At 62.4% G+C, this 22,896-nt stretch carries 25 protein-coding genes; all 25 read right to left on the bottom strand.

The features are described 5' to 3' along the window. Positions 1-5 precede the first annotated feature (5 nt). Complete coding sequence (locus M728_RS01470; protein WP_026618267.1) at positions 6-1,214, bottom strand: flagellar hook protein FlgE; 1,209 nt, start codon at positions 1,212-1,214, stop codon at positions 6-8. Between the two features lie 90 nt (positions 1,215-1,304). Next, positions 1,305-1,976, bottom strand: a complete 672-nt coding sequence (gene rem / locus M728_RS01465; RefSeq protein WP_026618266.1) for a transcriptional activator Rem — start codon at positions 1,974-1,976, stop codon at positions 1,305-1,307. Between the two features lie 271 nt (positions 1,977-2,247). Continuing rightward, positions 2,248-2,802, bottom strand: a complete 555-nt coding sequence (locus tag M728_RS01460; RefSeq protein ID WP_026618265.1) for a transglycosylase SLT domain-containing protein — start codon at positions 2,800-2,802, stop codon at positions 2,248-2,250. Continuing rightward, positions 2,750-4,204: a flagellar hook-length control protein FliK gene (locus M728_RS01455; RefSeq protein ID WP_026618264.1), complete on the bottom strand. Its 1,455-nt coding sequence runs from the start codon at positions 4,202-4,204 to the stop codon at positions 2,750-2,752. Before M728_RS01455 ends, M728_RS01460 begins: the two co-directional genes overlap by 53 nt. Further along, complete coding sequence (gene motC / locus M728_RS01450) at positions 4,201-5,508, bottom strand: chemotaxis protein MotC (protein ID WP_026618263.1); 1,308 nt, start codon at positions 5,506-5,508, stop codon at positions 4,201-4,203. The genes M728_RS01455 and motC overlap by 4 nt, the downstream gene beginning before the upstream one ends. 5 nt (positions 5,509-5,513) lie before the next feature. Further along, positions 5,514-6,713 carry a MotB family protein gene (locus tag M728_RS01445; protein ID WP_026618262.1) on the bottom strand — a complete coding sequence of 400 codons (1,200 nt, stop codon included), beginning with the start codon at positions 6,711-6,713 and terminating at the stop codon, positions 5,514-5,516. Beyond that, positions 6,710-7,360, bottom strand: coding sequence for a hypothetical protein (locus M728_RS01440; protein ID WP_026618261.1), 651 nt, complete (start codon positions 7,358-7,360; stop codon positions 6,710-6,712). The genes M728_RS01445 and M728_RS01440 overlap by 4 nt, the downstream gene beginning before the upstream one ends. A gap of 483 nt (positions 7,361-7,843) precedes the next feature. Then, complete coding sequence (locus M728_RS01435; RefSeq protein WP_026618260.1) at positions 7,844-8,809, bottom strand: flagellin; 966 nt, start codon at positions 8,807-8,809, stop codon at positions 7,844-7,846. A 356-nt stretch (positions 8,810-9,165) separates the two neighbouring features. Further along, the gene (locus M728_RS01430; RefSeq protein WP_026618259.1) at positions 9,166-10,164 is read right to left on the bottom strand and encodes a flagellin; all 999 of its coding nucleotides are present in this window, start codon (positions 10,162-10,164) and stop codon (positions 9,166-9,168) included. Positions 10,165-10,473: 309 nt separating this feature from the next. After that, on the bottom strand, positions 10,474-11,469 hold the full coding sequence (locus tag M728_RS01425; protein WP_026618258.1) for a flagellin: 996 nt from the start codon (positions 11,467-11,469) through the stop codon (positions 10,474-10,476). A 247-nt stretch (positions 11,470-11,716) separates the two neighbouring features. Next, positions 11,717-12,619 carry a flagellin gene (locus M728_RS01420; protein WP_026618257.1) on the bottom strand — a complete coding sequence of 301 codons (903 nt, stop codon included), beginning with the start codon at positions 12,617-12,619 and terminating at the stop codon, positions 11,717-11,719. Positions 12,620-12,912: 293 nt separating this feature from the next. Beyond that, a complete protein-coding gene (gene fliP, locus M728_RS01415) occupies positions 12,913-13,650 on the bottom strand; it encodes a flagellar type III secretion system pore protein FliP (RefSeq protein WP_026618256.1) in 738 nt (245 codons plus the stop codon). A 7-nt stretch (positions 13,651-13,657) separates the two neighbouring features. Next, positions 13,658-14,146 (bottom strand): flagellar basal body-associated protein FliL, encoded by a 489-nt coding sequence (gene fliL, locus M728_RS01410; protein WP_026618255.1) that lies wholly within the window; start codon positions 14,144-14,146, stop codon positions 13,658-13,660. Between the two features lie 42 nt (positions 14,147-14,188). Next, a complete protein-coding gene (gene flgH, locus M728_RS01405; protein ID WP_026618254.1) occupies positions 14,189-14,899 on the bottom strand; it encodes a flagellar basal body L-ring protein FlgH in 711 nt (236 codons plus the stop codon). Continuing rightward, positions 14,896-15,435 carry a MotE family protein gene (locus M728_RS01400; RefSeq protein ID WP_026618253.1) on the bottom strand — a complete coding sequence of 180 codons (540 nt, stop codon included), beginning with the start codon at positions 15,433-15,435 and terminating at the stop codon, positions 14,896-14,898. The genes flgH and M728_RS01400 overlap by 4 nt, the downstream gene beginning before the upstream one ends. Beyond that, the gene (locus M728_RS01395) at positions 15,432-16,547 is read right to left on the bottom strand and encodes a flagellar basal body P-ring protein FlgI (protein ID WP_026618252.1); all 1,116 of its coding nucleotides are present in this window, start codon (positions 16,545-16,547) and stop codon (positions 15,432-15,434) included. Before M728_RS01395 ends, M728_RS01400 begins: the two co-directional genes overlap by 4 nt. Then, positions 16,544-17,053, bottom strand: a complete 510-nt coding sequence (gene flgA, locus M728_RS01390) for a flagellar basal body P-ring formation chaperone FlgA (RefSeq protein ID WP_026618251.1) — start codon at positions 17,051-17,053, stop codon at positions 16,544-16,546. The genes M728_RS01395 and flgA overlap by 4 nt, the downstream gene beginning before the upstream one ends. A gap of 18 nt (positions 17,054-17,071) precedes the next feature. Beyond that, a complete protein-coding gene (flgG, locus tag M728_RS01385; RefSeq protein WP_026618250.1) occupies positions 17,072-17,860 on the bottom strand; it encodes a flagellar basal-body rod protein FlgG in 789 nt (262 codons plus the stop codon). Between the two features lie 11 nt (positions 17,861-17,871). Next, positions 17,872-18,207 carry a flagellar hook-basal body complex protein FliE gene (locus tag M728_RS01380; protein WP_026618249.1) on the bottom strand — a complete coding sequence of 112 codons (336 nt, stop codon included), beginning with the start codon at positions 18,205-18,207 and terminating at the stop codon, positions 17,872-17,874. Further along, the gene (flgC, locus tag M728_RS01375; RefSeq protein WP_026618248.1) at positions 18,207-18,626 is read right to left on the bottom strand and encodes a flagellar basal body rod protein FlgC; all 420 of its coding nucleotides are present in this window, start codon (positions 18,624-18,626) and stop codon (positions 18,207-18,209) included. The genes M728_RS01380 and flgC overlap by 1 nt, the downstream gene beginning before the upstream one ends. Before the next feature lie 5 nt (positions 18,627-18,631). Next, entirely contained in the window at positions 18,632-19,012 is a 381-nt protein-coding gene (gene flgB, locus M728_RS01370) for a flagellar basal body rod protein FlgB (RefSeq protein WP_026618247.1), read from the bottom strand. A 215-nt stretch (positions 19,013-19,227) separates the two neighbouring features. Continuing rightward, positions 19,228-19,779: a flagellar protein gene (locus M728_RS01365; RefSeq protein WP_156943286.1), complete on the bottom strand. Its 552-nt coding sequence runs from the start codon at positions 19,777-19,779 to the stop codon at positions 19,228-19,230. A gap of 103 nt (positions 19,780-19,882) precedes the next feature. Further along, entirely contained in the window at positions 19,883-21,292 is a 1,410-nt protein-coding gene (gene fliI, locus M728_RS01360) for a flagellar protein export ATPase FliI (RefSeq protein ID WP_026618245.1), read from the bottom strand. Positions 21,293-21,364: 72 nt separating this feature from the next. Next, positions 21,365-22,090 (bottom strand): flagellar basal-body rod protein FlgF, encoded by a 726-nt coding sequence (gene flgF / locus M728_RS01355; protein ID WP_026618244.1) that lies wholly within the window; start codon positions 22,088-22,090, stop codon positions 21,365-21,367. A gap of 1 nt (position 22,091) precedes the next feature. Next, positions 22,092-22,871 (bottom strand): DUF1217 domain-containing protein, encoded by a 780-nt coding sequence (locus M728_RS01350; RefSeq protein WP_026618243.1) that lies wholly within the window; start codon positions 22,869-22,871, stop codon positions 22,092-22,094. Between the last annotated feature and the right edge of the window lie 25 nt (positions 22,872-22,896).

The raw sequence follows: 22,896 nt of genomic DNA, 5'->3' as shown, positions 1-22,896 counted from the left end.
AGGGATTAGCGCTTCAGGTTCACAAGAACTTCAAGCAACTCCGAACCGGTCTGAAAGACCTTGGAGTTGGCCGTGTAATTGCGCTGCGACTCGATCATCGCCGTCAGTTCCTCGGCGATATCGACGTTCGAGCTTTCGAGCGCGCCGGAGAGGATTTCGCCGAAATCACCCGAGCCGGCGAAGCCGGTGATGATGACGCCGGAGTCGACGCCCTGCGAATAGACGTTGCCCGATTCCGGCCGCAGCTTGTCCGGGCTCTGCACATTGGCGAGCGCGATGCGATAGCGCGGATCGAGCTTGCCGTTCTCGTATTTCACGTAGACGATGCCGTCGGAATCGATCTGATAACCGGCCACCTTGCTCGGCGCATTGCCGTCGATGGTGCCGCCGTCAGCACTGAAGGCGTAGCCTAGCTGAGTGGTCTTGGAGAGATCGATGGTTAATACCCCGAGATTGGCGCCCGTGACCGGCAAACCCGTCATTGCCGCGGTGGTCAGGGTGACTGGGGTTGCTGTCAATTCGCCGGCCGCGGTGAAGTTCAGCGTCTGGGTGCCCAGCACCGTTGCCGAGGTCCGATCGACAACCTCCACGCTCCAGGTATTGGCGGCCGTCTTCTCATAATTGAAGTCGAGAATGCGGGTGTTACCCTGGCTGTCATAGACGACGAGCGAGGTCGTGGAGATATCGCCTATTGCCGCGCCCGACGGCAGGTTTGCGCCCATGGAACCGGTGGTCGACCCCGCGGCGATGAGGCCCTCGGAAGCGAGGTTCACCTTCGTCAGACCGTCGAAGCCGTTGACGACGACCGTCGGATCGACGCCGGCCTCGTATTCGTAGCCCATCAGCGTGAAGCCGGCGGCGTTGACCAGGTTGCCTTCGCTGTCCGGGACGAAAGCGCCGGCGCGCGTCAGATACTCCTGGCCGTTGGCGGCCTCAACGATGAAGAAGCCGCCGCCGTCGATCGCCAGATCGCTGGCGGATGTCGTGAAGGTCGTCGCGCCCTGTTCGGAGATGCTGTAGCGGACCTGCGTCTGCACGCCGCCGGAATTGTAGGCGCCGTTGCTCGACGGCAGGATCATCGATGAGAATTCCGTCGAAGCGCGCTTGTAGCCGGTCGTGTTGGCATTCGCGATGTTCTCGGCGACCGTGCTGAGCCGGTTCGACTGGGCGTTCATGCCGGACACGCCCGTTCTCATGGTACCGTAGAGACTCATGTGGGATCCTCGTTTCCTCGTTGCGGCGACACTAGGAGCCGGGCCTTGCGTGAACCTGTCTTAGGCTGGCCCCGCCCGCCCGGCCCACACTCAATTCCAGTCGATGCAGTAGCCAAGGAAGCGCTTGGAATCGATCGGATCGACGCCGAGTTTCTTGCGGAGTTTCTTGCGCAGCTTGCTGATGTGGCTTTCGACGACGTTCTCTTCGACGTCCTCATCGAAGATGCCGTAGATCGCGTTGAAGATCTGCGCCTTGGACACCCGGCGGCCGCGATTGGCGACGAGATATTCGAGGATGCGCCGCTCGCGGCGCGGCAGCGCGAAGACCTCGCCATTGATCTCCGGATCGCGGCCATCGGCGAAAACACGAATCGCGCCAATGTCGGTGTAATTGGCGATCGCCTTCAAACGCCGGCGGATCGCTGCGACGCGCGCGAGGATCTCCCTCGGGTGCACCGGTTTACGCACAACATCGTCGACGCCGCAGTCGAAGAGCGCCAGCGTGTTTTCGAGCGACGGGGTGTCGCTCATCGCGATGACCGGCGCCTGGGAGCGGTCGCGGATCGCGCGCGGCAGGCTGAACGCGCTCTCGCCCTGCCCGATCAGGAACGCCTCGACTGCGTCGATATCGGAATCGGCGGCGGTGCTCACCCACTCGCCGAACTCCCTTGGATCAAACCCCGTCGAGGGAATGCCCTCGCGCCCGAACAGGGACGCGTAGCCGTCCTTTACGAGCTCTCTCTCATCAACCACCACGATCATTCGTCCGCCTCCGAATCAATATGGGTGCCTCGTTGAGAAAGAGGTACGAATCCAAGGATTCACGAACAACTAGAGGAAGTTAATGGGAGATTTTAATAGTTGATTAAGGATTGCGTGCCGATTTGATCTATATCTAGTAGGTAGCTGTTAATCATGCCACTAAAATCGTGTGGAAAAGTTAATGCGCGGTGACGAAATTGCTTGCGATCACAATCTCTCCGCATTGTCGCCACAATGCGGGACTGCCGCCCAAAAGGCAATCAAAGGTTGATTATTGACAAAACCGCAGCGCGTTCGGCGTCCACTTGCCGTAGCCGGTCGCGACGAGATTCGCGATCACCCGGCAGACATATTTCTTCTGCGCCGGATCGTTGTTGGGACCGGCGTGGTAGCGAGCGACGGCCATGGTCCAGCTCTCGTGCTTGGCGCGCAGGTTGGAGAGAAAGCGCGCGGCATATTCGACATTCCTGCGGGGATCAAGCATCTCTTGCGGAGAGCTGAAGTGCTCGCCGTGGAAGTGGTAGTTGATCTGCATGCAGCCGAGATCGATGAGCTTCGCGCCCTCAGCGCGCGCCGCACCGAAGCGCGCCAGAACATCCTCTATGTCGGTCCCGAAATAGGCCTTGCCCTCAATGTTCATCGCATAGGGCTGAAGCGATCCCTTGCGGCCGGTCTCCGTCAAGCCGACGGAATAGAGAATGCCTGCGGGAATGCCGTATTTCGAGGCGGCGGAAAGGATTTCACGCTCGCATACGCCGGCGCTCGCAAAAGCGCTACATGTAGACGTGGCCAGTGCGAGGGCGCTCAGCACCAATCGGCGCGTCATCCATTGCATCATTGCCGGTCCACCTTTCCATCGCCGCCTGCCCGCCATCCTGCCGTTGACGCCGCTCGCCGCCATCGTCCCCTGCCCGCTCGCGGCCCTGTCCCCCGAACTGGGTCTGCGCCTGCGGTTGCGAGCCGTTGCCGCTCGATGCATCGCCACCGGCATTGAAGACGACGTTCACCTGGTCGACCGCAAATCCTTGCGCACGCAGCGCCTTCACCATCTCGCCCTGGTCGTCCTGCAATTGGCGGAAGGCCTCACCCGTTTCCACCTTCAAGTCGACCTGGAGTTCGTCGTCCTTGAGCCTCAGCGTGGCGGTCACGACACCGAGCTCGATCGGATGCATCTGGATCTTCAGCGTGTTCAGCGTCTTGCCTGCCTGGCTCCAGGCTTCAGGTTGCGCCGCGGTCGCGCTGGATTGCAGCGTCTCGGCCCACCCGCCATCGCCGGCGATCGCATTGGTTACGGATGTTGCGTTGGTGTTCATCGCCAGACCGAGATAGCGGCGCGCCTCCAGAACGGTGACGGTTTCGCCCTTGGCGCCGGCCGACGACCTGCTGTTCTCGACGGCGACCCTCTCGCCGTCCTGCGAGATGCTCATGGAGACGGCCTGTCCCCTGCCGTCGGCGCGGGCGAAGCGGAAGAGCTGATCCAATCCGCCGTCCAGCGTGGGCTCTCCAGCCTGCGACTGCCCCCCATCCGCTGCACCCGCCAGGATGCCGTCTGCCGTTCTCTCTGACACGCCGGCAGCGGCGTGACTCTTCGAGCTAAGCTCTGCCCCGTTCCCCGGAGGAACGCCAACCGATACCGGCGTGGCACCGCCGAGCATCGTCAGCAGATCGCTGACGGTACCGCTTGCCGCCCCCGTTTCAGCGGTACCCCCACTGCCGTCCGGCGTATCGGCGCCGACCGGCTCCTCCGCGACATCGCTCACCGTCCGCACGTTTCGACGCGAGGAACCCTCCTCGGTCGGCGCCGCCTTTTCCTCTACGCCGACGCTCCGTTCGCCCTTGGGCGACGCCTGCGCCAAGACCATCGCCGAGTTTCGGCGAACCGGTTTCGCCGCAGCGTCGCGGCCCGCGTTGGAAGCCGCCGACGGCAAGGCTTCGCCCTCAGGAGGCGCATCGACCGCTACCGATCCCGGTAGGCTTTCCTCGCGGCCATTCCTCGCGATCGAGAGGTTCGCGCCGCGACCGGCGCCGGCGACGTCATCCGCAGGAACATCTGAACCATTTGCCGCTTGGGCTGCGGCCTGGCCCTGCGCCTTCTGGCGACCGGCGTCGGCAACCGCCTCCCCGAAGGCGCCGGGTGGAGCCTCGGCCTGTCCACGGCCATGCCGCGAACCCGGCCTGCCGGTCGAGGCCGCGGCCGCCGCACCCAAACTCTGGTCAAGTGGCCTCATTGTCTCTCCTCCTTCAGGAGCGCGTCGATCTGCTCGATCTTCGAACGCCCGCTCGCAAGAAAGCCGTCGAGAACCGGGTCGCCGGATTGAGCGGCATCGGCGGCGATTGCGTCGCCATCACCCGCTCCGGGCGATTGCGCATCGGCAGTCTGTCCGAAGGGACTGATGCCGCTTCCGGTTTCCTCGGCGGCCGCCTGGCTTTCCTCCCCGGCGGGTCTATCGTCTTTAGACGCGGACGCTTGCGCGGAGCTTTCATCGATCGGCGGCCGCACGACCGCATCGGCGATCGCCTTCGCCGCCTTGCGCAAGGCGCGATCGCGCGGCGAAAGCTTTTCGTCGGGGATCGCGCTCAGGGTTTGCGTCGCGGCGAGGACATCATCCGAGGGCACCGCAACGAGTCCCTCATAGAAGCTCGCGAGCACCTGCGATTGCGAGCCGCTCTCCTCTGCCAGGTCTTCGGCGCGCTTCGACGCAAGACGCGCGAGCGCCTGCTTTCCGGCAATGGCGGCGCGCCGCGCAACGCGCAGATAGACCTCACGCTGGTGCGCATCGTCCATGAAGGCGAGGATTTCCGATACCCTCTGCTCGGCCTTCTCGTCGAAATGCGTGACCGCGAGTTCGACGAAGACGTCTGCAAACTGGCTAGCATAGGGAGAGGTCAGATAACGGCGCGCATAGTTCAGCGCGTAGCGAAAGCCTTTTTCCGGATCGTTGGCCTGCGCCGCAAGCGATGCGGAACGACGAAGTGCTGCCTCCTCGATAATGGTGCCCGGCGCCGTCAGGCGTGCCCAGTCATAATATTTCATCGCGGCGACGGGATCCTGCTGCGACGTGGCATTGCCGAGGATCAGGAAGAGGTAGGGGCCGATGCGGGCGTTCTTGTATTCCGGGGCGGCCTTGGACAGATTTTCGACGATCAGCGGGCCCTTGCCGTTGAGGTACTGCCTGAGCGCGTCGGTCACGCGGGAATCGAAATTGCCCTCGACATCGCGGTCGGCAAGAAAATCGAGCGTCGCGGGATTGCCGCCGCTCATGACATAGACGAGGGCCGCATCGACGTTGCGCGGATCACGAAAGGCCGATGGATCGGCGGCGCGCAGACGCTCGTCGATCGCGCCCAGCATGAAGCGCTGCATCTCGATCGCCGAGTGGTCTCCGAGGACCACCGAATCCTGCACATATTGCAGGGACCTTATCATTTTGAAAGGCGCGAGCTCTTCCGACCCGTTCGCGCGGGCGAGACCGACCGCCAACGGAACCGCCAGTGCCGATGTCGCGAGGATAGCGCCGAGCCGCTTCAGCATCCCGCTCACCCTTGCTCCGACTGCAGCAGGATCTCGATCCGACGGTTGGCCGGCGCGTAGGGATCCTTCGGCACCTGCAGCCGCCGATCTGCAAAGCCGCTGATCTGCTTGACGCGCTCTTCCTTCAGGCCGCCGCGGACCAACATGTAGTAGGCGCTCTGGGCGCGGGCCGCCGAGAGCCGCCAATTGTCATAGGTGCCGTCCTTGAAGGGACGCCCGTCGGTATGACCTCGGACGACCACGGCACCCTGGCGCCCGGAAAGGAGCCGGCCGATCTTCTCCATGGCGAGCACCAGTTCCTTCTGCGGGACAGCGGAACCGACGGCGAACATCGGCTGATCCGTCTGTTCGCTGATCGTCACCAGAAGGCCGCCTTCGGAGGGTGTGACCACCAGCCCCTCGAGAAGGCGCCCCGCCTCGCCGCCGACCTCCTTCTCGATCTCGGCCTTAAGGGCTTCGGCTTCCTTGCGGTCTTTCGCTTCTGCTTCGCTTCCGGGTGCGTCCGGGCTTTTTGCGGTTTCGCCTTCGGCCTTCGCCGGATTTTCTGCTTCGGCCTGCTGCCCGACGGCGCTATCCAAGGCGGCGTTCGCCGCTGCCGCGACATCGCTCTCCGCCGTGTTGCCGCCGTCCTTCACTTCGACCTGCTTGGTCCAGAAGTCCGGATCGAAGGGATCGCGATAGGCCTCCCCGCCGGAGGCGCCCGTCGCCGGTCCCGACTGCGCGGCACCGCCGTCGCCCTTGATGCTGATATTGGCCTCGTGGCCGACCTCGCGGGCGATCTCGGAAAGAACCGAGTAAGGGTTTTCGAAAAAGTCGGCGTCGGAATATTTGGTTTCCTCGCCCGACGTCGCCGTCAACTGGTCGCCGGACTTGGCGGAACCACCGGACTTCGTCTGTTCGCCGTCGACTTTGGAGCGCTCCTGCGTTTCTTCGCCCTGTGCGTCTTTGGCCGGGTCCTTGAGCCCCTTCTCAGACGGCTTTTGATCAGTAAGCTGTACCGGATTGAAATAGGCCGCAATCGCCGCCTTCGTCTCTTCATTGGCGGCGTTGATCAGCCACATGACCAGGAAGAAGGCCATCATCGCCGTCATGAAGTCGGCATAGGCGATCTTCCACGAGCCGCCGTGATGGCCGTCATGACCATCCGCGGAACGCTTGACGATGATGATTTCGTTCTTGCCGTTGTGATGGCTCTCGTCGCTCATGCCAGAACCTTCCGCACAGTATCGGACCAGGCAGCCATGCGGGTCACCAGTACGGCTTCGCCCATTTCAACGGTGAGATCGACATCGCTACCCTCGATGTGGCGAAACGCCGTCGCCTCGGGCAGTTGCGCTTTCAGCGCTTCGAAAAGCGCAAGCGGCCCGTGGACGGTTATTGCAAGCCCCTCGCCGGCGGCAAGACTCTGCCGGATCATGCCGGCGAGATTCTCGATCGCCCGCTTGACGAGCGCCTCGTCCATCACCGGCGCCAGCACACGCGCCGCCTGATCGCCGAGCGCAAGCGCCAGTTGCTCCGTCATGTCGCTGAAAGCGGCAGCCAGCTTCCGGGCGGCGTCATCTTCCAGACGCCGCGTCAGCGCTTCGAGTTCCTCGGCATGCCGGGCTTTGAGCTCGGTGATTTCTTTCTGGTGCTCGAAGGCGAGTTCGGCACTCGCCTCGGCGCGACCTTGCGCAAAAGCCTCACGTCGCTCGGCGTCGATGTCGATCTCGGGCATGACCGGCCTCATGCCTACACGATTATTGTCGGGAAGATCGGCATCGAGATCCGGGAAATATTTCGGCGGCATCCGCGCGAGTTCGATCTTCGGCGGGCTGAAATCCTTGAGGTAACGGGAAAGCGACGCGCTCATCGGCACGCCTCCGGCCGGCACGCCACCAGCGTCGATGCTCCCTGCCTCGCCGGCAAAGGCTGCCTCATGGCCCGGAAATCCATAGAGCCTGACACGTCTTAAATGTCTCCTTCGGCCCCCTCGCACGAGATAGCGACAGGACCAGCATTCTCGATGCGCACCGGTTCGCAAAAAGGCGGAGCCCAAGCGACGACCGCTGCAAGCGGCGGCCAACACCATCTTGGCCGGCAGTCGGTCCACAGCGCCGCGCGTCTGATCAGACGCGCAGGTCGCTGTAGCACTCTGAATTGCTGCGGAATGGAGGCTATCCGGTCAAACTTGTGCGAAAATGAAGGTGTTGGACCGCGCCAGGGCAACAGCGCGGTCCAACCTTTTTCCTCCGATGCCGATGACCGGCGGCACGGCGGAAAGCGGGTGCGAGGAAGCGTAAGGCCGCATGGTCGAGAGGGGCTGCGCTTGTCCGGACCCATGCGACGGATCCTCTTACTCCTGGAACAGGCGGAGGATGTTCTCGGACGTCGTGTTCGCGATCGACAGCGACTGAATGCCGAGCTGCTGCTGCGTCTGCAGTGCCTTCAGCCGCGTCGATTCCTCGTTCATGTCGGCATCGACGAGACGGCCGACACCCTTGTCGATCACATCCATCAGATTGGCGACGAAGCCTTCCTGCATCTCGATACGGCTGGTGATCGCGCCGAGCGTCGAAGCGGAGTCGGTCAATTGGCTGATGAGCTCGTCGACGACGCTGATCATGTCGTCGAGTTGCGCATCGGTGGTCGTGTCGTCGATCTCGATCTCAGTGGCACCAGCGGGAGCAGCACCGGCGTCGATGAGAAAAAAGTTGCGCGGCACGCCTGTCGGAGTGGGCTGCAGGGCATCCGCGTCGACCGCCTTGGTGAGCATGCCGCGCGCCGGGTCCACGACGTCGACCAATATGGACGTGGAGGTGTCATAATCGAGCGTCGTAACCGAAACGCTGCCATCAGCGCTGCGATTGAACGAGGCGACTACCGATTTCACGCCGACCGCTGCGGTAGCATTGTTATAAAGCCAGTTCTCGCCGGAGAAGGACGCCGATTGCGCCGCGGATACCAACTGTTCCTTGAGCTGGGTAAGCTCCTTGTTGATCTTGTCCTTGTCGACGCCGGGTTCTCGGGCAGCAACCAGCTTGGCCTTAACCTCGCTCATGAGATCAATGACCGTGTCCATTGCTGCATAGGCGGTATCGACCTTTGCCGCGCCCAAGCCCAGAGCGTCCTGAACGGTGGAAAGAGCCGTATTATCCGAACGCATCGTGGTCGCGATGGACCAATAGGCTGCATTGTCCGCAGCCGTCTCTACCCGATAGCCGGAGGAAACACGATTTTGCGTTTCCTCCAAGTTTCGGTTGATGGAACGCAAGGTCTGCAATGCCGCCATCGCGGCGGCGTTGGTCATGATGCTGGTCATTTGCTATCGCCCTAACTGGGGGGAGGAATGGGAACATTCCGGGAGGGCCGGTAACGACGGTGAGGCGTCATGCACGCTGGCACCTTGTTTGCCCTGGGTGACCAGACCATCGTTCTTAACGAACGGTTAACGCGAAATGGTTAACAAACAGTTAACGCTTAACGAGTCATTAATATGAGTAAATGCTTCGTAAAGCTTCGAAGCCCTGAGCGCAGCGCTCTCGCCCCACCGCTCCCACGAAATTTCTTGCAAACGTTGCAATGAAGTTGCGCCAGAAAACATTCAAGGCCGCGCGGTAACCGCGCGACCTTGGAACTGATAGCGAGCGAGCAAGCGAGCAGGCGCCTATCTACCCGTTACTGGCGGAAGAGCTGGAGGATGTTTTCCGAGCTGGTATTGGCGATCGAGAGCGATTGGATGGCGAGCTGCTGCTGCGTCTGCAACGCCTTCAGGCGCGTCGATTCCTCGTTCATATCCGCATCCACGAGACGACCGATACCGGAGTCGATCGAATCGGTGAGGGTCGAGACGAATTCCTCTTGCAGGCCGATGCGCATGGAAATCGAACCAAGCTCCGAGGCAGCACTGGTCAGGGCCTGGAGTCCGGCTTCCACCAGTGTCAAAGCCTCAGCCAATTCTGCGGTCGTCAAGCTGGTGATGTTGAGCGTGTTGATAGACATGGCACCGACCGCCGCGCCGGCGGGGGTTGTGCCGGCAACGGCGGTGTCGAAGTCTACGGTGGTCCAGCTCGACGCGATCGTTCCAAGGATACCGGTCGTGGCGGAGATGGCACCCGTTGCGTCGCCGCCGAAGAGCAGGTTCATGGAACCCGCGGTGAAGCCATCGAGCGTATAAGTCGTCGTCTTGACGGAAACGGCGCCGTTGGAGTCGCGCACGAAGGCAGAAACGACAGCGGCATCGAGCGTTCCGGTCCCGGTACCGACGCCGCCGGCAACCCAGTTCTCACCGCTGAAGGACGCCGATTGCGCGATCGACATCAACTGTTCCTGAAGCTGCTTGATTTCTTCGTGGATCTTGGCCTTATCGACGCCCTCTTCCGTGGCGGCCACGACCTTGGCCTTGATTTCCTTGACGACGTCGATGGCGCTTTCCATCGCGGCATAAGCGGTGTCCACCTTCGCAGCGCCAAGGCCGAGCGCATCCTGCACCGCGGAAAGCGCCATATTGTCCGAGCGCATAGTGGTGGCGATCGACCAGTAGGCGGCATTGTCGGCGGCTTGGCCGACGCGCAATCCGGAGGAAACGCGACCCTGGGTCGTCTCCATGCTGTCGTCGATCGCGCGAAGAGTCTGGAGCGCGGCCATTGCCGCCGTGTTCGTCAGGATGCTGGTCATCGTCTAAGTGCCTCTCAATGGCATGGAATGAAAGGAACATTCCGGGTCACCACCGGGGAACAATGATCAGCCTCATGCCTGTTAACCGATTGGTCACTTCGGTTAACTCATCGTTTCGCTGCGGCCAGCTAACGGAAATATGGTTAACGAACCCTAAACCGAATTTAACAAAATTAAGAAATCTTACCGATTCCTTTGCGCTAGCTGTTCAGACACGCGAAAAGCCGCACCTTTCGCAAGGTGCGGCCTCGAGATGGCGGGTAACCGCTGAACGTATCGGATCGTCGGATCGCTACCCGACGCTGCCGATTAGCGGAAGAGCTGGAGGATATTTTCCGAGTTGCTGTTGGCGATCGACAGCGACTGGACGGCGAGCTGCTGCTGCGTCTGGAGAGCCTTGAGACGGGTCGATTCTTCGTTCATGTCGGCATCGACGAGGCGACCGATACCCGAGTCGATCGAGTCCGAAAGCTTGTTAACGAAATCTTCCTGCAGACCAATTCGCATGGAGATCGAACCAAGTTCGGCCGCAGCACTCGTCATCGCATCGAGACCGGCTTCGACCAGCGTCAGAGCATCATCCAACTCTGCCGCCGTCAGGCTGGTGATGTTAAGCGTGTGGATGGACATCCCAGCCACTGCGCCGCCGGCGGCGGTAATCGCAACATCGCTCGGGTCGAAGTCGATCGTGCTCCAGCTCGAAGCCACCGTTCCGAGAATGCCCGTCGTAAGGGAAATAGCGCCGGTCGCATCGCCACCGAAGAGAACGTTCATAGTGCCCGCAGTGGACGCATCGAGCGTGTAGGTGGTCGTCTTCACAGAAACGTTGTCGTTGGCGTCGCGCACGAAACCGGAGACAACGGTAACACCGAGCGGCGTGGTGGCAGTGTCGACACCGCCAGCAATCCAGTTTTCACCGGAGAAGGAGGCGGACTGGGCGACGGAGAGCAACTGCTGCTGGAGCTGCGTGATTTCTTCCTGGATCTTGGCCTTGTCGACGCCTTGTTCAGTCGCGGCGACGATCTTGGCCTTGATTTCCTTCACGACCTCGATAGCCGACTCCATACCGGCGTAAGCCGTGTCGACCTTGGCGGCGCCGAGGCCGAGCGCGTCCTGGACGGCGGAAAGCGCCATGTTATCGGAACGCATGGTGGTCGCGATCGACCAGTAGGCGGCGTTGTCTTCAGCTTCGCCGACACGCAGACCGGAGGAGACACGGCCCTGGGTCGTTTCCATGTTGGTGCCGATGGTCCGCAGCGTCTGGAGTGCGGACATGGCAGCGATATTGGTGAGAATGCTTGTCATTTTGAGTGCCCCTTAGTGGCTGATTAAGAAGGGACATTCCGGATTGCACCGGGAAGCGACGGTCAGCATCATGCCTGCTAACCACTTAATTTTCTTGGTTAACCCGCCGTTTCGATGGTGCTAGAAAACAGCAAGATGGTTAAGGAATGCTGAAGCGAAACAAAAAACGTGAAAAAGCCGCGACCGAGTGCGGTCGCGGCTCTTTTCCAGCGTTGCGGCACGGTCAGCCTCAGTGCCGGTTTGCCGATTAGCGGAAGAGCGAGAGGATGCTCTGCGAGTCGGAGTTGGCGATCGAGAGCGCCTGGATCGCAAGCTGCTGCTGCGTCTGGAGAGCTTTCAGGCGGGTCGATTCCTCGTTCATGTCTGCGTCGACCAGGCGACCGACACCGCTTTCGATGGCATCAGAGAGCTTCGCGACGAAATCTTCTTGGAGATCGATGCGCGTCGAAATCGAACCGAGTGCCGATGCCGAGCTGGTCATGGACTTCAGCGCCGTCTCGACGTCCGTCAGCAGGTTGGTGAGCTGCGTGTCGGTGGTGGCAGCGGTGATGGCGAAGCCATAGACGCTCGCGCCGCTCGCGGCGCCGGTGGCGCCGAGAATGCCGGTCGTCGTGTCGATGGCGCCCGCGGTTTCAGTAAACAGCATATTGGTGGCGGCCAGAGTAAGGTCGGTGGTCTTGACCGACACGGTGCCGTCGGACGCACGGACGAAGCCCGTCACGACGCTGGCGGTGCCAGTAGCGCCCGCAATCCAGTTCTGCCCATTGAACGAAGCGGACTGAGCGACCGAGAGCAACTGCTCCTGGAGCTGATCGATTTCTTCCTGGATCTTGGTCTTGTCGACACCCTGTTCCTTGGCCGCGACGAGCTTGGCCTTGATTTCCGTAACCACGTCGATTGCAGCGTCCATACCGGCATAGGCCGTATCAACCTTGGCGGCGCCCATGCCGAGTGCGTCGGTTACCGACGAAAGGGCGGCGTTGTCGGAGCGCATCGTGGTCGCGATCGACCAATAAGCGGCGTTGTCAGAGGCGGCGCCAACGCGAAGGCCGGTCGAAATCCGGTTCTGCGTGTCTTCCATGCTGGAAGAGATCGAACGCAAGGTGGAGAGGGCCGCCATTGCGGAGGTGTTGGTGAGGATGCTTGCCATATTCGTTGTCCCTTTTACGAAATACAGGTGGGGGGACATACCGGACTGAAGAACGTTACCGGTCACGACGATCCGGCATCATGCCACTCGGCTCCGCTCACTCGTGAAGGACACCAAACCCGTCGTGTGAGGACGAAATTCGCAGCCATTCGTTGCCAACTACTTAACCGGAAAGACGCGTCGGATCCCACGCGAAAACGTGGTGAATCGCGCGTGAAATCCTATACTTAACGGAATCTTATTGGGGAGCTGAGCGCGGGTTGAAAGGCGTGCGGTCGCCTCCCCAGCCTGCGTCAGATGAACGATCGCACCAAGCTGCCGACGAGCAGGTTCCAGCCGTCGATCAGCACGAAAAAGAGTATCTTGAAGGGCAGCGAGATCGCCGTCGGCGGCAGCATCATCATGCCCATGGCCATGGTGATGGTCGAGACGATGAGATCGATCACGAGGAAGGGCAGCATGATCAGGAAGCCGATCTCGAAGCCGCGGCGGATTTCCGAGATCATGAAGGCCGGCACGACTGCGCGCAGATCAACCTTGTCGTCGACGACGACCGTCTGGCCTTTTTCCCTGGCGATATCGATGAAGAGCTGCAGGTCCTTGTCGCGGGTATTAGCGAGCATGAACTCGCGGAAAGGTTCCGCCATGCGCTGCATCGCGTCGGTCTCGGAGATCTCGTTCTTCAAGAGCGGATCGATGCCGTCGCGCCAGGCGCGGTCGAAGGTCGGCGCCATGACGTAGAAGGTCATGAAGAGCGCCAGCGACACCATGATCATGTTGGAGGGCGTGGTAGCCAGTCCCATGCCCGAGCGCAGGATCGCGAAAGCGATGACGAAGCGCGGGAAGCTCGTCACCATGATCAGGATGCCGGGCGCTACCGAAAGAACGGTAAGCAAGCCGAAGGTGCGGATGATCCACGAGGCGACCGAGCCTTCGACCGGGGTGTTCAGGATATCGGCGGGAAACCCTTGAGCCCCGGCAATTCCCGACATCGCCATCATGGCGACTATGAAGGTGGTAATCCGGAGCATCAGCGAATCATTGGATGACGAAGGTGCGGAACATCACATTCGTTACGCGTCCCTCGGAGCGCAGGTCAACCCGCTCCTGAATGTCATCCCGGAGATATTGAAAGCCGCGCGGCCCCTGGATTTGCTGGAGCGACACGGTCTTGAGGTAGGCTGCAATGTCCTGGTGTATCGTTTCCGCCAGGGTGACGTCGGGCGCGCCTTCGAACTGAAGCGCGACTTCGAGGCGGACCCAGTTTTCCGACGGATAGGCGAGGTTCGTCGTGATCGGCTCGAGCTCGACGATACCGTTGGCTTCGGTGGCGATCTTCGGCACCTCTTCCTCGCCGGTGGCGTTCGGCGCGATTTCGGCCGTCTCCGTCTTTTCCGCCGGTGGCGGCGCCAGCATCGCGCCGACGAGCCAGCCGCCACCGCCTGCGACGAGTGTCAGCACGGCCACGGCTGCAACGGTCATCACCAGCGAGGGGGACTTCGTTTCTTTGCTCTCGGTTTCTTCCATCGTGTCGTTCCGTACCGGTCTCGTTCTCCAGGCTTTCGTCGATCAGATCGGCGAGACGAGATCCACGACCTGCTGGCCCCATGGCGGCTGTTGAACCTCCATCAGGCGGCCGCGACCGCCGTAGGAGATGCGCGCTTCGGCGATGCGGTCGTAGGAGATGACGTTGTCGGCATCCACGTCGCGCGGCCGGACGATGCCGGCGACGTTGAGGATGCGCAGTTCGTGGTTGACGCGCACCTCTTGGGAACCGCTGATCAGGAGGTTGCCGTTTTCGAGAACGCCGGTGACGACGGCGGCGACGAGCAGCCGGAGCTTTTCCGAGCGCTCGGTCTTGCCGTCGCCCTCGGTCTTGGTGTTTGAGCCGTATTCGAGGTCGCCCGACCAGGCGAAGTCGCTCGTCTGCGACTCGCCGCTTGCGCCGAGATTGAAGCCGCTCGAGTTGGTTCGGCTGCGATCCGTCTCGTTTTCGAAGGACGCCTTATCGTCGATCCTTATATCGACCGTCAGAATGTCGCCGATGTTGATCGCGCGCGCGTCCTTGAAGAGCGCGGCCTGCTGATCGTTCCACAGCGAGTATCCATGCGTGACCTGACGCGGCTGCTTCGGATACATGGCGAGCTGCGGGGTCTGCGTGTATTGCAGGCCGCTGCCGATCGGGCTCATGGATGGCGCCCGTCCGATTTCGTTGAAGGCCTGGTTCTGGCACCCCGCCAGGAGACCTGCGGCCAGCACGGCCGTGATACGCGTTCTCATGATGGCTCCTTCGAGGTGCTGGGGTCGCTCGCGCTCGAGATGATGTTGGTCAGTACCGCCGCCTTGTCGTCGCTCATTTCGCTTAAGATCAGCGAGGACTGGCGCGGCGGCAGCTTCATGACGATCGCCGCGGCGATCTCCGGACGCACCATCTCGAGCTTGCCCGCGGCGGCATCCGGCTTCATCGTCTTATAGATGTCGACAAGGCCCAGCTCCGCCTGCTTCAGGAAATCGTTGCGGCGCTTCAGCCAGTCCTCATATTCGGCGCGGCGCTTCTCGAGCGTCGCGATACGCTCGTCTACGCTCGCCTGCAGCGCCTCTAAATCCTTGCGCTGCAAGACGTAACGCTGGTCGCGTGCGGCGTCGGCGATATTGGTGCAGAACTTCTCGATCTCGCTCGCGGTGGCGTCTTCCGCCGGCGGCGCCGTCACGTCCTGCGCGAAGGCGCCCGGCATCGCCAGCATCAGCGCGCCGGCAACCGAGGCGAGGAGAAGGCGGAGCGGTGTGCCGCGAAGATGGTCCAAATGTCCGATCATTGCAGAACAAGCTCCGCCTGTAGGGCTCCCGCCGACTTGATGCTCTGGAGGATCGCGATGATCCCGTCCGGTTTGACGCCGATGCTGTTGAGACCAGCGACGAGCTGACGAAGGCTCGATCCGTTGAGGATCGCTACCGTGCCGCCATCGGCCTGAGCCTCGATCGTGGTGTTGGGTTCGTAGGCTGTCTGGCCGCGCGAGAATGGCTCCGGCTGCACGATTGTCGGCGTCTCGGTGACCTGCACCGTCAGCGTACCGTAGCTCACCGCCACCTCGGAGACGCGGACATCCTGGCCGATGACGATCGTGCCCGTCCGCTCGTTTATCACGACGCGGGCCGGCGCATCGGTCTCGATCACCAGATTCTCGACATCGGCCATCAGCCGCGCGAGATCCGCCATCTTCGGTTTCTGGACCAGGACCGATTGCGAGTCCAAGGCTTCGGCGATGCGGCCGCCGAACTGCGCTGCGGCATATTTGTTGATCGCCGCCGCCATGCCGACGGCGGTCGAAAAGTCAGGGTTGCGCAATTGCAGCACGAGGTTGAAACCGTCCTTGAACTTCGACGGCAATTCCCGCTCGATGATGGCGCCGTTCGGGACACGGCCAGCGGTGGTCACGCCCTGCGACAGCTCAGCGGCCTCCCCTTGAGCGGTGAAGCCGCTGACGACGACGGAGCCCTGCGCCACCGCGTAGATCTGCCCGTCGGCGCCCGAAAGCGAGGTCATGACCAGCGTACCGCCGCGCAGCGACGTCGCATCGCCCAAGGAGCCGACGGTCACGTCGAGGCGACTGCCGGGGCTCGCGAAAGGCGCCAGCGTCGCGGTGACGAGCACCGCCGCCACGTTGCGCGTGCGCGACTGGCCGCCTTGGGTGGAGATGCCGAGATTCTGCAGCATTGCGCGGATCGACTGATCGGTGAAAGGCGAGGAGCGCAGGCTGTCGCCGGTCCCCTGCAGGCCCACGACCAGGCCGTAGCCGATAAGCTGGTTATCCCGGCCCGCCTGCAGCGAGGCAACATCCTTGATGCGCGAGGCGGCATGGACAGGGGTCAGGGCCGCGGCAAAAGCCACGGCGAAGGTCAGCAGCCAATTCAAGGCGCGCATCTTCATTTCGCCACCACATGGATCGTGCCGTCCGCCATCACCGTTCCGGAAACGATGACACCGGTATCGATGTTACGCACGCGGATCAGTTCACCGACCGCGGCATCCTGCAGCGGCGAGCCGGCCGCCGTGATCATCAGTCCGCCGTTGTTGAAAACGAGCCGTATCGTGGAACCGCGCTCGACCGCGTATTGCTCGCGTAGCGCCGAGGCGAGGATCACACGCCCGGGAAGAAGGGTGCGCTTCGTTACCTTGCCTTCGATTTCTTCAAGCGAGCGCACATAGCCGTCGCGCAGGTCCGGATTGGTGACGTCGACGACCTCCAGCATGCTCGCATCGAGCGCTTCGCCGGGATAGATCGTCTGCTTTGGAATGACCGCCGTCGGGGGCTCGGCGGAGGCGGCCGAAGGCGACAGGAAGGCGATGGCCATCGCGGCGAATGCGATGGTCCGCACCCGGGCGGCGAGGCTGTTTTCGACAGCTATCCTTAAGACGGATCGGCGAAACGTCATGTTTGCCTCCTCTTGCCCTTACCTGAGGTTCTTGCTCACCGTGGCCGCCATTTCGTCCGCAGCCTGAATGATCTTGGAGTTCATCTCGTAAGCGCGCTGGGCCGAGATCAGGTCGGTGATCTCCTTCACCGGATCCACGTTCGAGGCCTCGAGATAGTTCTGCTTGATCTGCGCGAAACCCGGGTCGGCCGGCGTACCGACGATTGGATCGCCCGAGGCCGGCGTCTGCCGGAAGAGGTTCTCGCCCATCGGTTCGAGGCCGGCCTCGTTGACGAAATTCGCGATCGTCAACTGACCGATCTCCTGCAGCTCCGTGTCGTTGCCGATGCGCACCATTACCTGGCCCGAGGAGGTGAAGGTGATTTCCGTCGCATCCTGCGGCACCGTGATGCCCGGAACGACGGTGTAGCCGTCGATGGTGACGAGCTGGCCGGTGGCATTGGTGTTGAAGGCGCCGGAGCGCGTATAGACCGTCTCGCCGTCGGGGGTCTCGATCTGGAACCAGCCGCGGCCGACGAGCGCGAGATCGTAGTCGTTGCCCGTGTTGACGAGGCTGCCCTGGATATGGAGGTTGCGGACGGCGGCGGTCTGCACGCCGAGCCCGATGATCGCGCCCTCCGGCACGATCGCCTGGTTGGAACGGTTCGGCACGCCCTGGGCGCGCTCGGTCTGGTAAAGCAGGTCCGAAAACTCGGCGCGCGCCCGCTTGTAGCCCGTCGTGTTGATGTTCGCGATGTTGTTCGCGATGACTTCGAGGTTCAGTTGCTGGGCGTTCATGCCCGTTGCGGCGATGGAAAGGGCCTTCATGTCTCGTTCCCTCAGATCTGCATGCGCGCGATTTCGAGATAGGCGGTGACCAGCTTGTCGCGGATGGCGAGCGCCGTCTGCAGCGACTGTTCCGCATTCATGACGGCGTCGACCACTTCACGGGTGTTGGCCTCGCCGCGGACCGCCTGCAGCGACACCCCTTCCGCGGATTTCATCGATTGAATGACGTCGGTGGTCATATTGCCGAGGACTTCGGCAAAGCTCTGCGATTGCGGGACGGCGAACCCGGCGGCAGGCGTGACGAGCGCGGAGGATGAGGTGAGGCTCGTCCCTTCGGCCTCCTTCATGGCCGAAAAGGCGCCGATGGACTGGATTGCATCGATCATTACTGCGAAGCCCTCAACAGGTCGATTGTCTGGGAGATGAGATCGCGAGACTGCTTGATGGTCTGCAGGTTGGCCTCATAGGCGCGGTTCGCCTCGCGCATATCGGCCATCTCGATCAGGATGTTGACGTTCGGCATCTTCACCATGCCCTTCTCGTCGGCCGCCGGATTGCCGGGATCGAACTCGATGTTGAAGTCCGAATCGTCGGTGCCGAGGCGCTGGACCTCGACAAGAGCGGCGCCGCTCGCCCGGTCGACCTCCGCGGCGAAGCTGATCGTCTTGCGGCGGTACGGCTCGGCGCCGGGCACGTCGCCGGACGAACGGGCGTTGGCGATGTTTTCTGACACGATGCGCAAGCGGGTCGATTCCGCCTGCAGCCCGGAGGCCGAGACTTTCAGCGCAGAGGTCAATGGATCCATGGTTCTTACTTCCGTACCGTCATGAGCATCATCCGGTGAAAGGCCTTCACCAGCCCAGCATTGAGCTCGTAATCGCGCTTGATCTCACCGGTCTTCATCATTTCCTCTTCGAGCGCGACGCTGTTGCCCGACTGCTGCACCGCGACGTCATCGAGCGCACTCACCTCGGTCACCTGGGCGGCTTCCGGGCTCTCGGTGAAATGGGCGCGATGGGTCGCGGCCATCTGGATGCCGGTGTTCTGGAGAACGCTTTCGAAGGGCTGCACGTCCTTCGCCTTGTAGTGCGGCGTGTTGGCATTGGCGATGTTGCCAGCCACGACGTTCTGGCGAACGGTCAGCCATTGGGCCTGCCGCGACGCGAGTTCGAAAAGCTGAATCGGTTCCATCAAGAGCTCCTGCTGCTGATGGCGAAACTAGGCAGGCAATCTTGCGTGGGACTTGTCGAGAGATGCCGAACCGAGAATGTTCGTGCGTTTCCGGGCGGGCCTCCCGCGGTGGCGCGCCAAAATCCTCCGATCCGGGTGCGGCGAGCGACAACAGAAGGTCGCGGGAGACGGGAATAACAGCGTGGCCGGGATTCGCCGGACGACTTGCAGCCGCGCTACCGGGCCTCGTAGACCTCGCCCTTGGAGGTGATCATCACCCAGCGGCCGCCGCGCTCCTCGAAGGTGGCGAGCCGGCTGTTGTCCGGCAGAACAGAACCGACGCGGACGATATACATGCCGCTCGCATCCTCGATCAGGGCGCGGCCATTGGCGACGTGCATCAATTTGAAGCTCGCCTGTCCCGGGAAGGGCTGGTCGAGGCCCTCTTTCGCGTTCTCCTTGGCCCTGGCCGTCTCCCCGTCGAGGCCGGGTACCGTCGCCGTCGTCAGACGATCGACTGCTGCGGCGGTCTCGCTGTCCATGTCCGTCATCGCCAATGGCGAGACCGACACGACCGAGCGGCCCGGGCGTTCCGGCAGGTCGCGCGTCGTTCCTTGCCAGAGCGGAGGAATCGAAAATTTTTCCGGGTGCAGAAAGACGTACCAGGGCAGGAAGGTCGCGGCAGCGGCCATCGCCAGCCCGATCGCCCCCAGGATCTTGTCGACCAAGGGCATCTTGGCTTCGCGCCGCCGTTGGCGAACGATTTCGTCTGCGTCGGAGTCCCTCATTCCTATCCTCCGGATCACGATGACCTCCAGTGGCGGCGACCGGAAATCAACGAGCCTAGTAAGTTGAAGCGGGATGCGCGCGGAACACGGCGCCTGAGTTTTCTCATCCCGCTCTTCCCCGCATGCCGGCACCGGCGCCCGGCTGGTTCCCCATTGCTGCCGACTTCAGCGCATTGGCGAGATCGGTGAAGGCGTCGAAAGCCGGCCGCTCGCCGGGCGTCTGCTTGAGGACATCGTAGACGACGGGCACTTGCTTGATCGCCATGTCGAGATCGGCGTCGCCGCCCGGGCGATAACCGCCGATCAGCCTCAGATCGCGCGTTTCCTCGAAGCGGTGGATCAGCGATTTCAACCGGGCGACCAGCTTCTCCTGGTCCGATGTCCAGGCCTTCCTGGCGAGGCGCGAGATCGAGGCGAGCGGGTTGATCGGCGGATAGCGCCCCTCCTCCGCGAGGCTGCGGTCAAGCACGATGTGCCCGTCGAGAATGCCGCGCGCCGAATCGGCGACCGGGTCGTTGTGATTGTCGCCGTCGACGAGGATCGAAATGATCGCGGTGATCGTGCCCGTCCCCTCCGCGCCGGGACCGGCGCGTTCGAGCAGGCGCGGCAATTCCGTGAATACGGAGGCCGGGTAGCCGCGCGCGATCGGCGGCTCTCCGGCCGCCGTCGCGACCTCGCGGATCGCATGGGCGAAGCGGGTGACGCTGTCGACGATGAGCAGGACATTGTCGCCCTTGTCGCGGTAGTGCTCGGCGATCGTGACGGCGGTAAGCGGCGCCATTTTCCTGAGCATCGGACTTTCGTCACTGGTGGCGACGACCGCGACCGATTTGGCGAGGTTATCCCCGAGCGTATCCTCGATGAATTCGCGCACCTCGCGGCCGCGCTCGCCGACCAGCGCGATCACCACCTTGTCGAAGGCGTCGGCACGCGCCAGCATGGAAAGCAGCGTCGACTTGCCGACGCCGGAGCCGGCGAAGATGCCGAGACGCTGCCCGAGGCAGAGCGGCGAAAAGATGTCGATCGCGCGCACACCCGTCTTGAAACCCCGCTCGACGCGCTTGCGGGTCATGGATGGCGGAGCGGTGTTCGAGATCGAGCGGCGGATGTCGCCCTGGAGGAGCGGCCCAAGACCGTCGATCGGCTCGGCCAAGGCGTTGATCGTTCGGCCACACCACTTGTCGGTCGGCGCTATGCGGAAGGCGCCCTTGCGGATGACGACGTCATGAATGCCGATCGGATCGCCGGGCTCGATCGGGCAGACGACCACCCGGTCGGGCTCGACCCGCACGACTTCGCCGAGATGCGTGCCGGTTGCGCTTTTATGGGCGACGAAGTCGCCGAGCCGGACGTGGCGCGAAAGACCGGTGACGGTATAGTGCCCCGGCGAAATCGTCTGGACATGGCCGCCTGGCGCGATCGCGAAATCGGGTTTCGCATAACGTTCTACTAGGCCGGCGAGCGCCGCCAGCGATGTCGATGTCGCGATGGTGTCGGAGCTTTGGCGTTCCATGCGGATTTCCGTCAGGGTCAACTCTTATCGGGACGCGGGCGGAGAGCCGCCGGCACATATCCACAGGCGGGCTTAGCGGCTACCGCCGAGGGTCTTGATCGCCTCGTCCAGCGATCCCTCGCTGTCGCGCATCAGCGCCGTGATGTTGTCGAAGGCGCGCGTGATCATGATGAGCTGCGACATTTCCTGAATGGCATTGACGTTCGATTCTTCGAGGAACCCCTGCATTACGCCGACGCCGAAGCGGTCCACGACAGGCTCGGGCTGGGCGGCCGGCATCACGGCGCTATTGTCATAGCGCATGAAGCCCTTGCTGAAATCGGCTTCATAGAGCCCCAGCAGCGCGACTTGGACGCCGTTCTGGTGAATTGCGCCGTCGGCGCCGACGGTGATCTCGCCCGCTCCGCCGTTCAACTGTATCGGCGCACCGCCGGCATCGAGCACCGGATACCCCTTGATGGTCACGAGTTCGCCGGTCTCCGTCAGCATGAACCGCCCGTCGCGTGTCAGCGCCGGCCCGCCTGGAGTGTCGATCGAAAACCAGGCCTCGCCCCTGACGGCGAAATCGAGCGCGGCACCGGTGCGCGCAAGAGCGCCGTTATTGGTGTTGAGAAATTCCTCGCCTTCGGAAACATAGGAGACTTTCGTCGGCTTCGTGTCGCCCAGCACCTGGTTGAACTTCACTTCCGTGCCGCGGAAGCCGACCGTATTGGAATTGGCAACGTTGTCGGCAAGCGTGTTCAGGCGCTTTTCAAGCGCCATCTGCGACGAGAGCGCCACATAAAGGCCGGTCTGCACTTCAGCGTCCTCCGAGTTTCAGGTTGTTGATGGTGAGAAGCAGGTCGGGGGAAATTCCGTAGCCGCTCGACGAACCGAATACGGCAAGCGGATCGTAGCTGTCGGAGGAGTTTTCGATCTCCCAAAGTGCGGTGAAGCGGTCGAGGAAGGCCGCGAGCTTCTCGGGGTCCTGGAAGTCCTTGAGATCGATCGCCGTCTCGTAGGCCTCCGCCTGGCGATCCACGTCGGCGGCCGCGAACTCGTCCGGCAATTGCAGCGCGGTCCGGAACACCTCGGAAAGCGCCTCGTCGGCGATGATTTCGTAGCCATTGGTGATCGTCGGCGCCATGCGCTGAAAGTAGAGCGCCAGCCGTACGCCGGTATTTTCCTCGCCGGCATTCTGCTCCAGCGTTTGGCGCGTATACTTGTCGACGACGCCTTTCTGCGCGCGGTCGAACGAAGTCGCCGCTTCGCCGTGGCGGGCAAAATTCAGGGACTCGACCAGGGCCTTGTAGCGTGAGTCCGCGAGCTTGTTGGCGAAGGCGTCCTCTTTGTCGACGCCTTCGGAAAGCACCTTGCGGATAAAGGCTTTTGCATAGGCCATGTCCTCAAGGCCATGCGCCTTCATCGTGTAATTGTAGAGCCGGCTGTCGGCGAAAAAGTCGTCCATCGTTTTGATGCTGCCAATCTTCGCCAGATAATATTCGGTCTCGCGGGCGACGTCCGGCTGTTCGGAGACGCGCTGCAGCGACCTCGTAAGGTCTGCGGTTATCAGCCTGTAGCTCGTATAGGTCGTGGTCACGATCGGCTCGCCCTGTCGCAATAGA

Origin of the sequence: Ensifer sp. WSM1721 (assembly GCF_000513895.2) — a bacterium.
Classification (GTDB): Bacteria; Pseudomonadota; Alphaproteobacteria; order Rhizobiales; family Rhizobiaceae; genus Sinorhizobium.
Note: the sequence above shows the minus strand (reverse complement) of the source record. Positions and strands in the feature narration are given on the sequence as shown.

Bases quoted from the DNA above. Each gene is read 5' to 3' on its own strand.
- fliL (WP_026618255.1), bottom strand. From the start codon at position 14,146: ATGGAAGAAACCGAGAGCAAAGAAACGAAGTCCCCCTCGCTGGTGATG.
- M728_RS01420 (WP_026618257.1), bottom strand. From the start codon at position 12,619: ATGGCAAGCATCCTCACCAACACCTCCGCAATGGCGGCCCTCTCCACC.
- M728_RS01425 (WP_026618258.1), bottom strand. From the start codon at position 11,469: ATGACAAGCATTCTCACCAATATCGCTGCCATGTCCGCACTCCAGACG.
- flgC (WP_026618248.1), bottom strand. From the start codon at position 18,626: ATGGATCCATTGACCTCTGCGCTGAAAGTCTCGGCCTCCGGGCTGCAG.
- fliP (WP_026618256.1), bottom strand. From the start codon at position 13,650: ATGCTCCGGATTACCACCTTCATAGTCGCCATGATGGCGATGTCGGGA.
- flgA (WP_026618251.1), bottom strand. From the start codon at position 17,053: ATGACGTTTCGCCGATCCGTCTTAAGGATAGCTGTCGAAAACAGCCTC.
- flgB (WP_026618247.1), bottom strand. From the start codon at position 19,012: ATGGAACCGATTCAGCTTTTCGAACTCGCGTCGCGGCAGGCCCAATGG.
- M728_RS01395 (WP_026618252.1), bottom strand. From the start codon at position 16,547: ATGAAGATGCGCGCCTTGAATTGGCTGCTGACCTTCGCCGTGGCTTTT.
- M728_RS01380 (WP_026618249.1), bottom strand. From the start codon at position 18,207: ATGATCGATGCAATCCAGTCCATCGGCGCCTTTTCGGCCATGAAGGAG.
- M728_RS01365 (WP_156943286.1), bottom strand. From the start codon at position 19,779: ATGAGGGACTCCGACGCAGACGAAATCGTTCGCCAACGGCGGCGCGAA.
- M728_RS01455 (WP_026618264.1), bottom strand. From the start codon at position 4,204: ATGAGGCCACTTGACCAGAGTTTGGGTGCGGCGGCCGCGGCCTCGACC.
- M728_RS01435 (WP_026618260.1), bottom strand. From the start codon at position 8,809: ATGACCAGCATCATGACCAACGCCGCCGCGATGGCGGCATTGCAGACC.
- M728_RS01470 (WP_026618267.1), bottom strand. From the start codon at position 1,214: ATGAGTCTCTACGGTACCATGAGAACGGGCGTGTCCGGCATGAACGCC.
- fliI (WP_026618245.1), bottom strand. From the start codon at position 21,292: ATGGAACGCCAAAGCTCCGACACCATCGCGACATCGACATCGCTGGCG.
- rem (WP_026618266.1), bottom strand. From the start codon at position 1,976: ATGATCGTGGTGGTTGATGAGAGAGAGCTCGTAAAGGACGGCTACGCG.
- flgG (WP_026618250.1), bottom strand. From the start codon at position 17,860: ATGAAGGCCCTTTCCATCGCCGCAACGGGCATGAACGCCCAGCAACTG.
- M728_RS01430 (WP_026618259.1), bottom strand. From the start codon at position 10,164: ATGACCAGCATCCTGACGAACACGGCGGCAATGGCCGCGCTCCAGACT.
- motC (WP_026618263.1), bottom strand. From the start codon at position 5,508: ATGCTGAAGCGGCTCGGCGCTATCCTCGCGACATCGGCACTGGCGGTT.
- M728_RS01400 (WP_026618253.1), bottom strand. From the start codon at position 15,435: ATGATCGGACATTTGGACCATCTTCGCGGCACACCGCTCCGCCTTCTC.
- flgH (WP_026618254.1), bottom strand. From the start codon at position 14,899: ATGAGAACGCGTATCACGGCCGTGCTGGCCGCAGGTCTCCTGGCGGGG.
- M728_RS01460 (WP_026618265.1), bottom strand. From the start codon at position 2,802: ATGACGCGCCGATTGGTGCTGAGCGCCCTCGCACTGGCCACGTCTACA.
- M728_RS01445 (WP_026618262.1), bottom strand. From the start codon at position 6,713: ATGAGCGACGAGAGCCATCACAACGGCAAGAACGAAATCATCATCGTC.
- M728_RS01440 (WP_026618261.1), bottom strand. From the start codon at position 7,360: ATGAGCGCGTCGCTTTCCCGTTACCTCAAGGATTTCAGCCCGCCGAAG.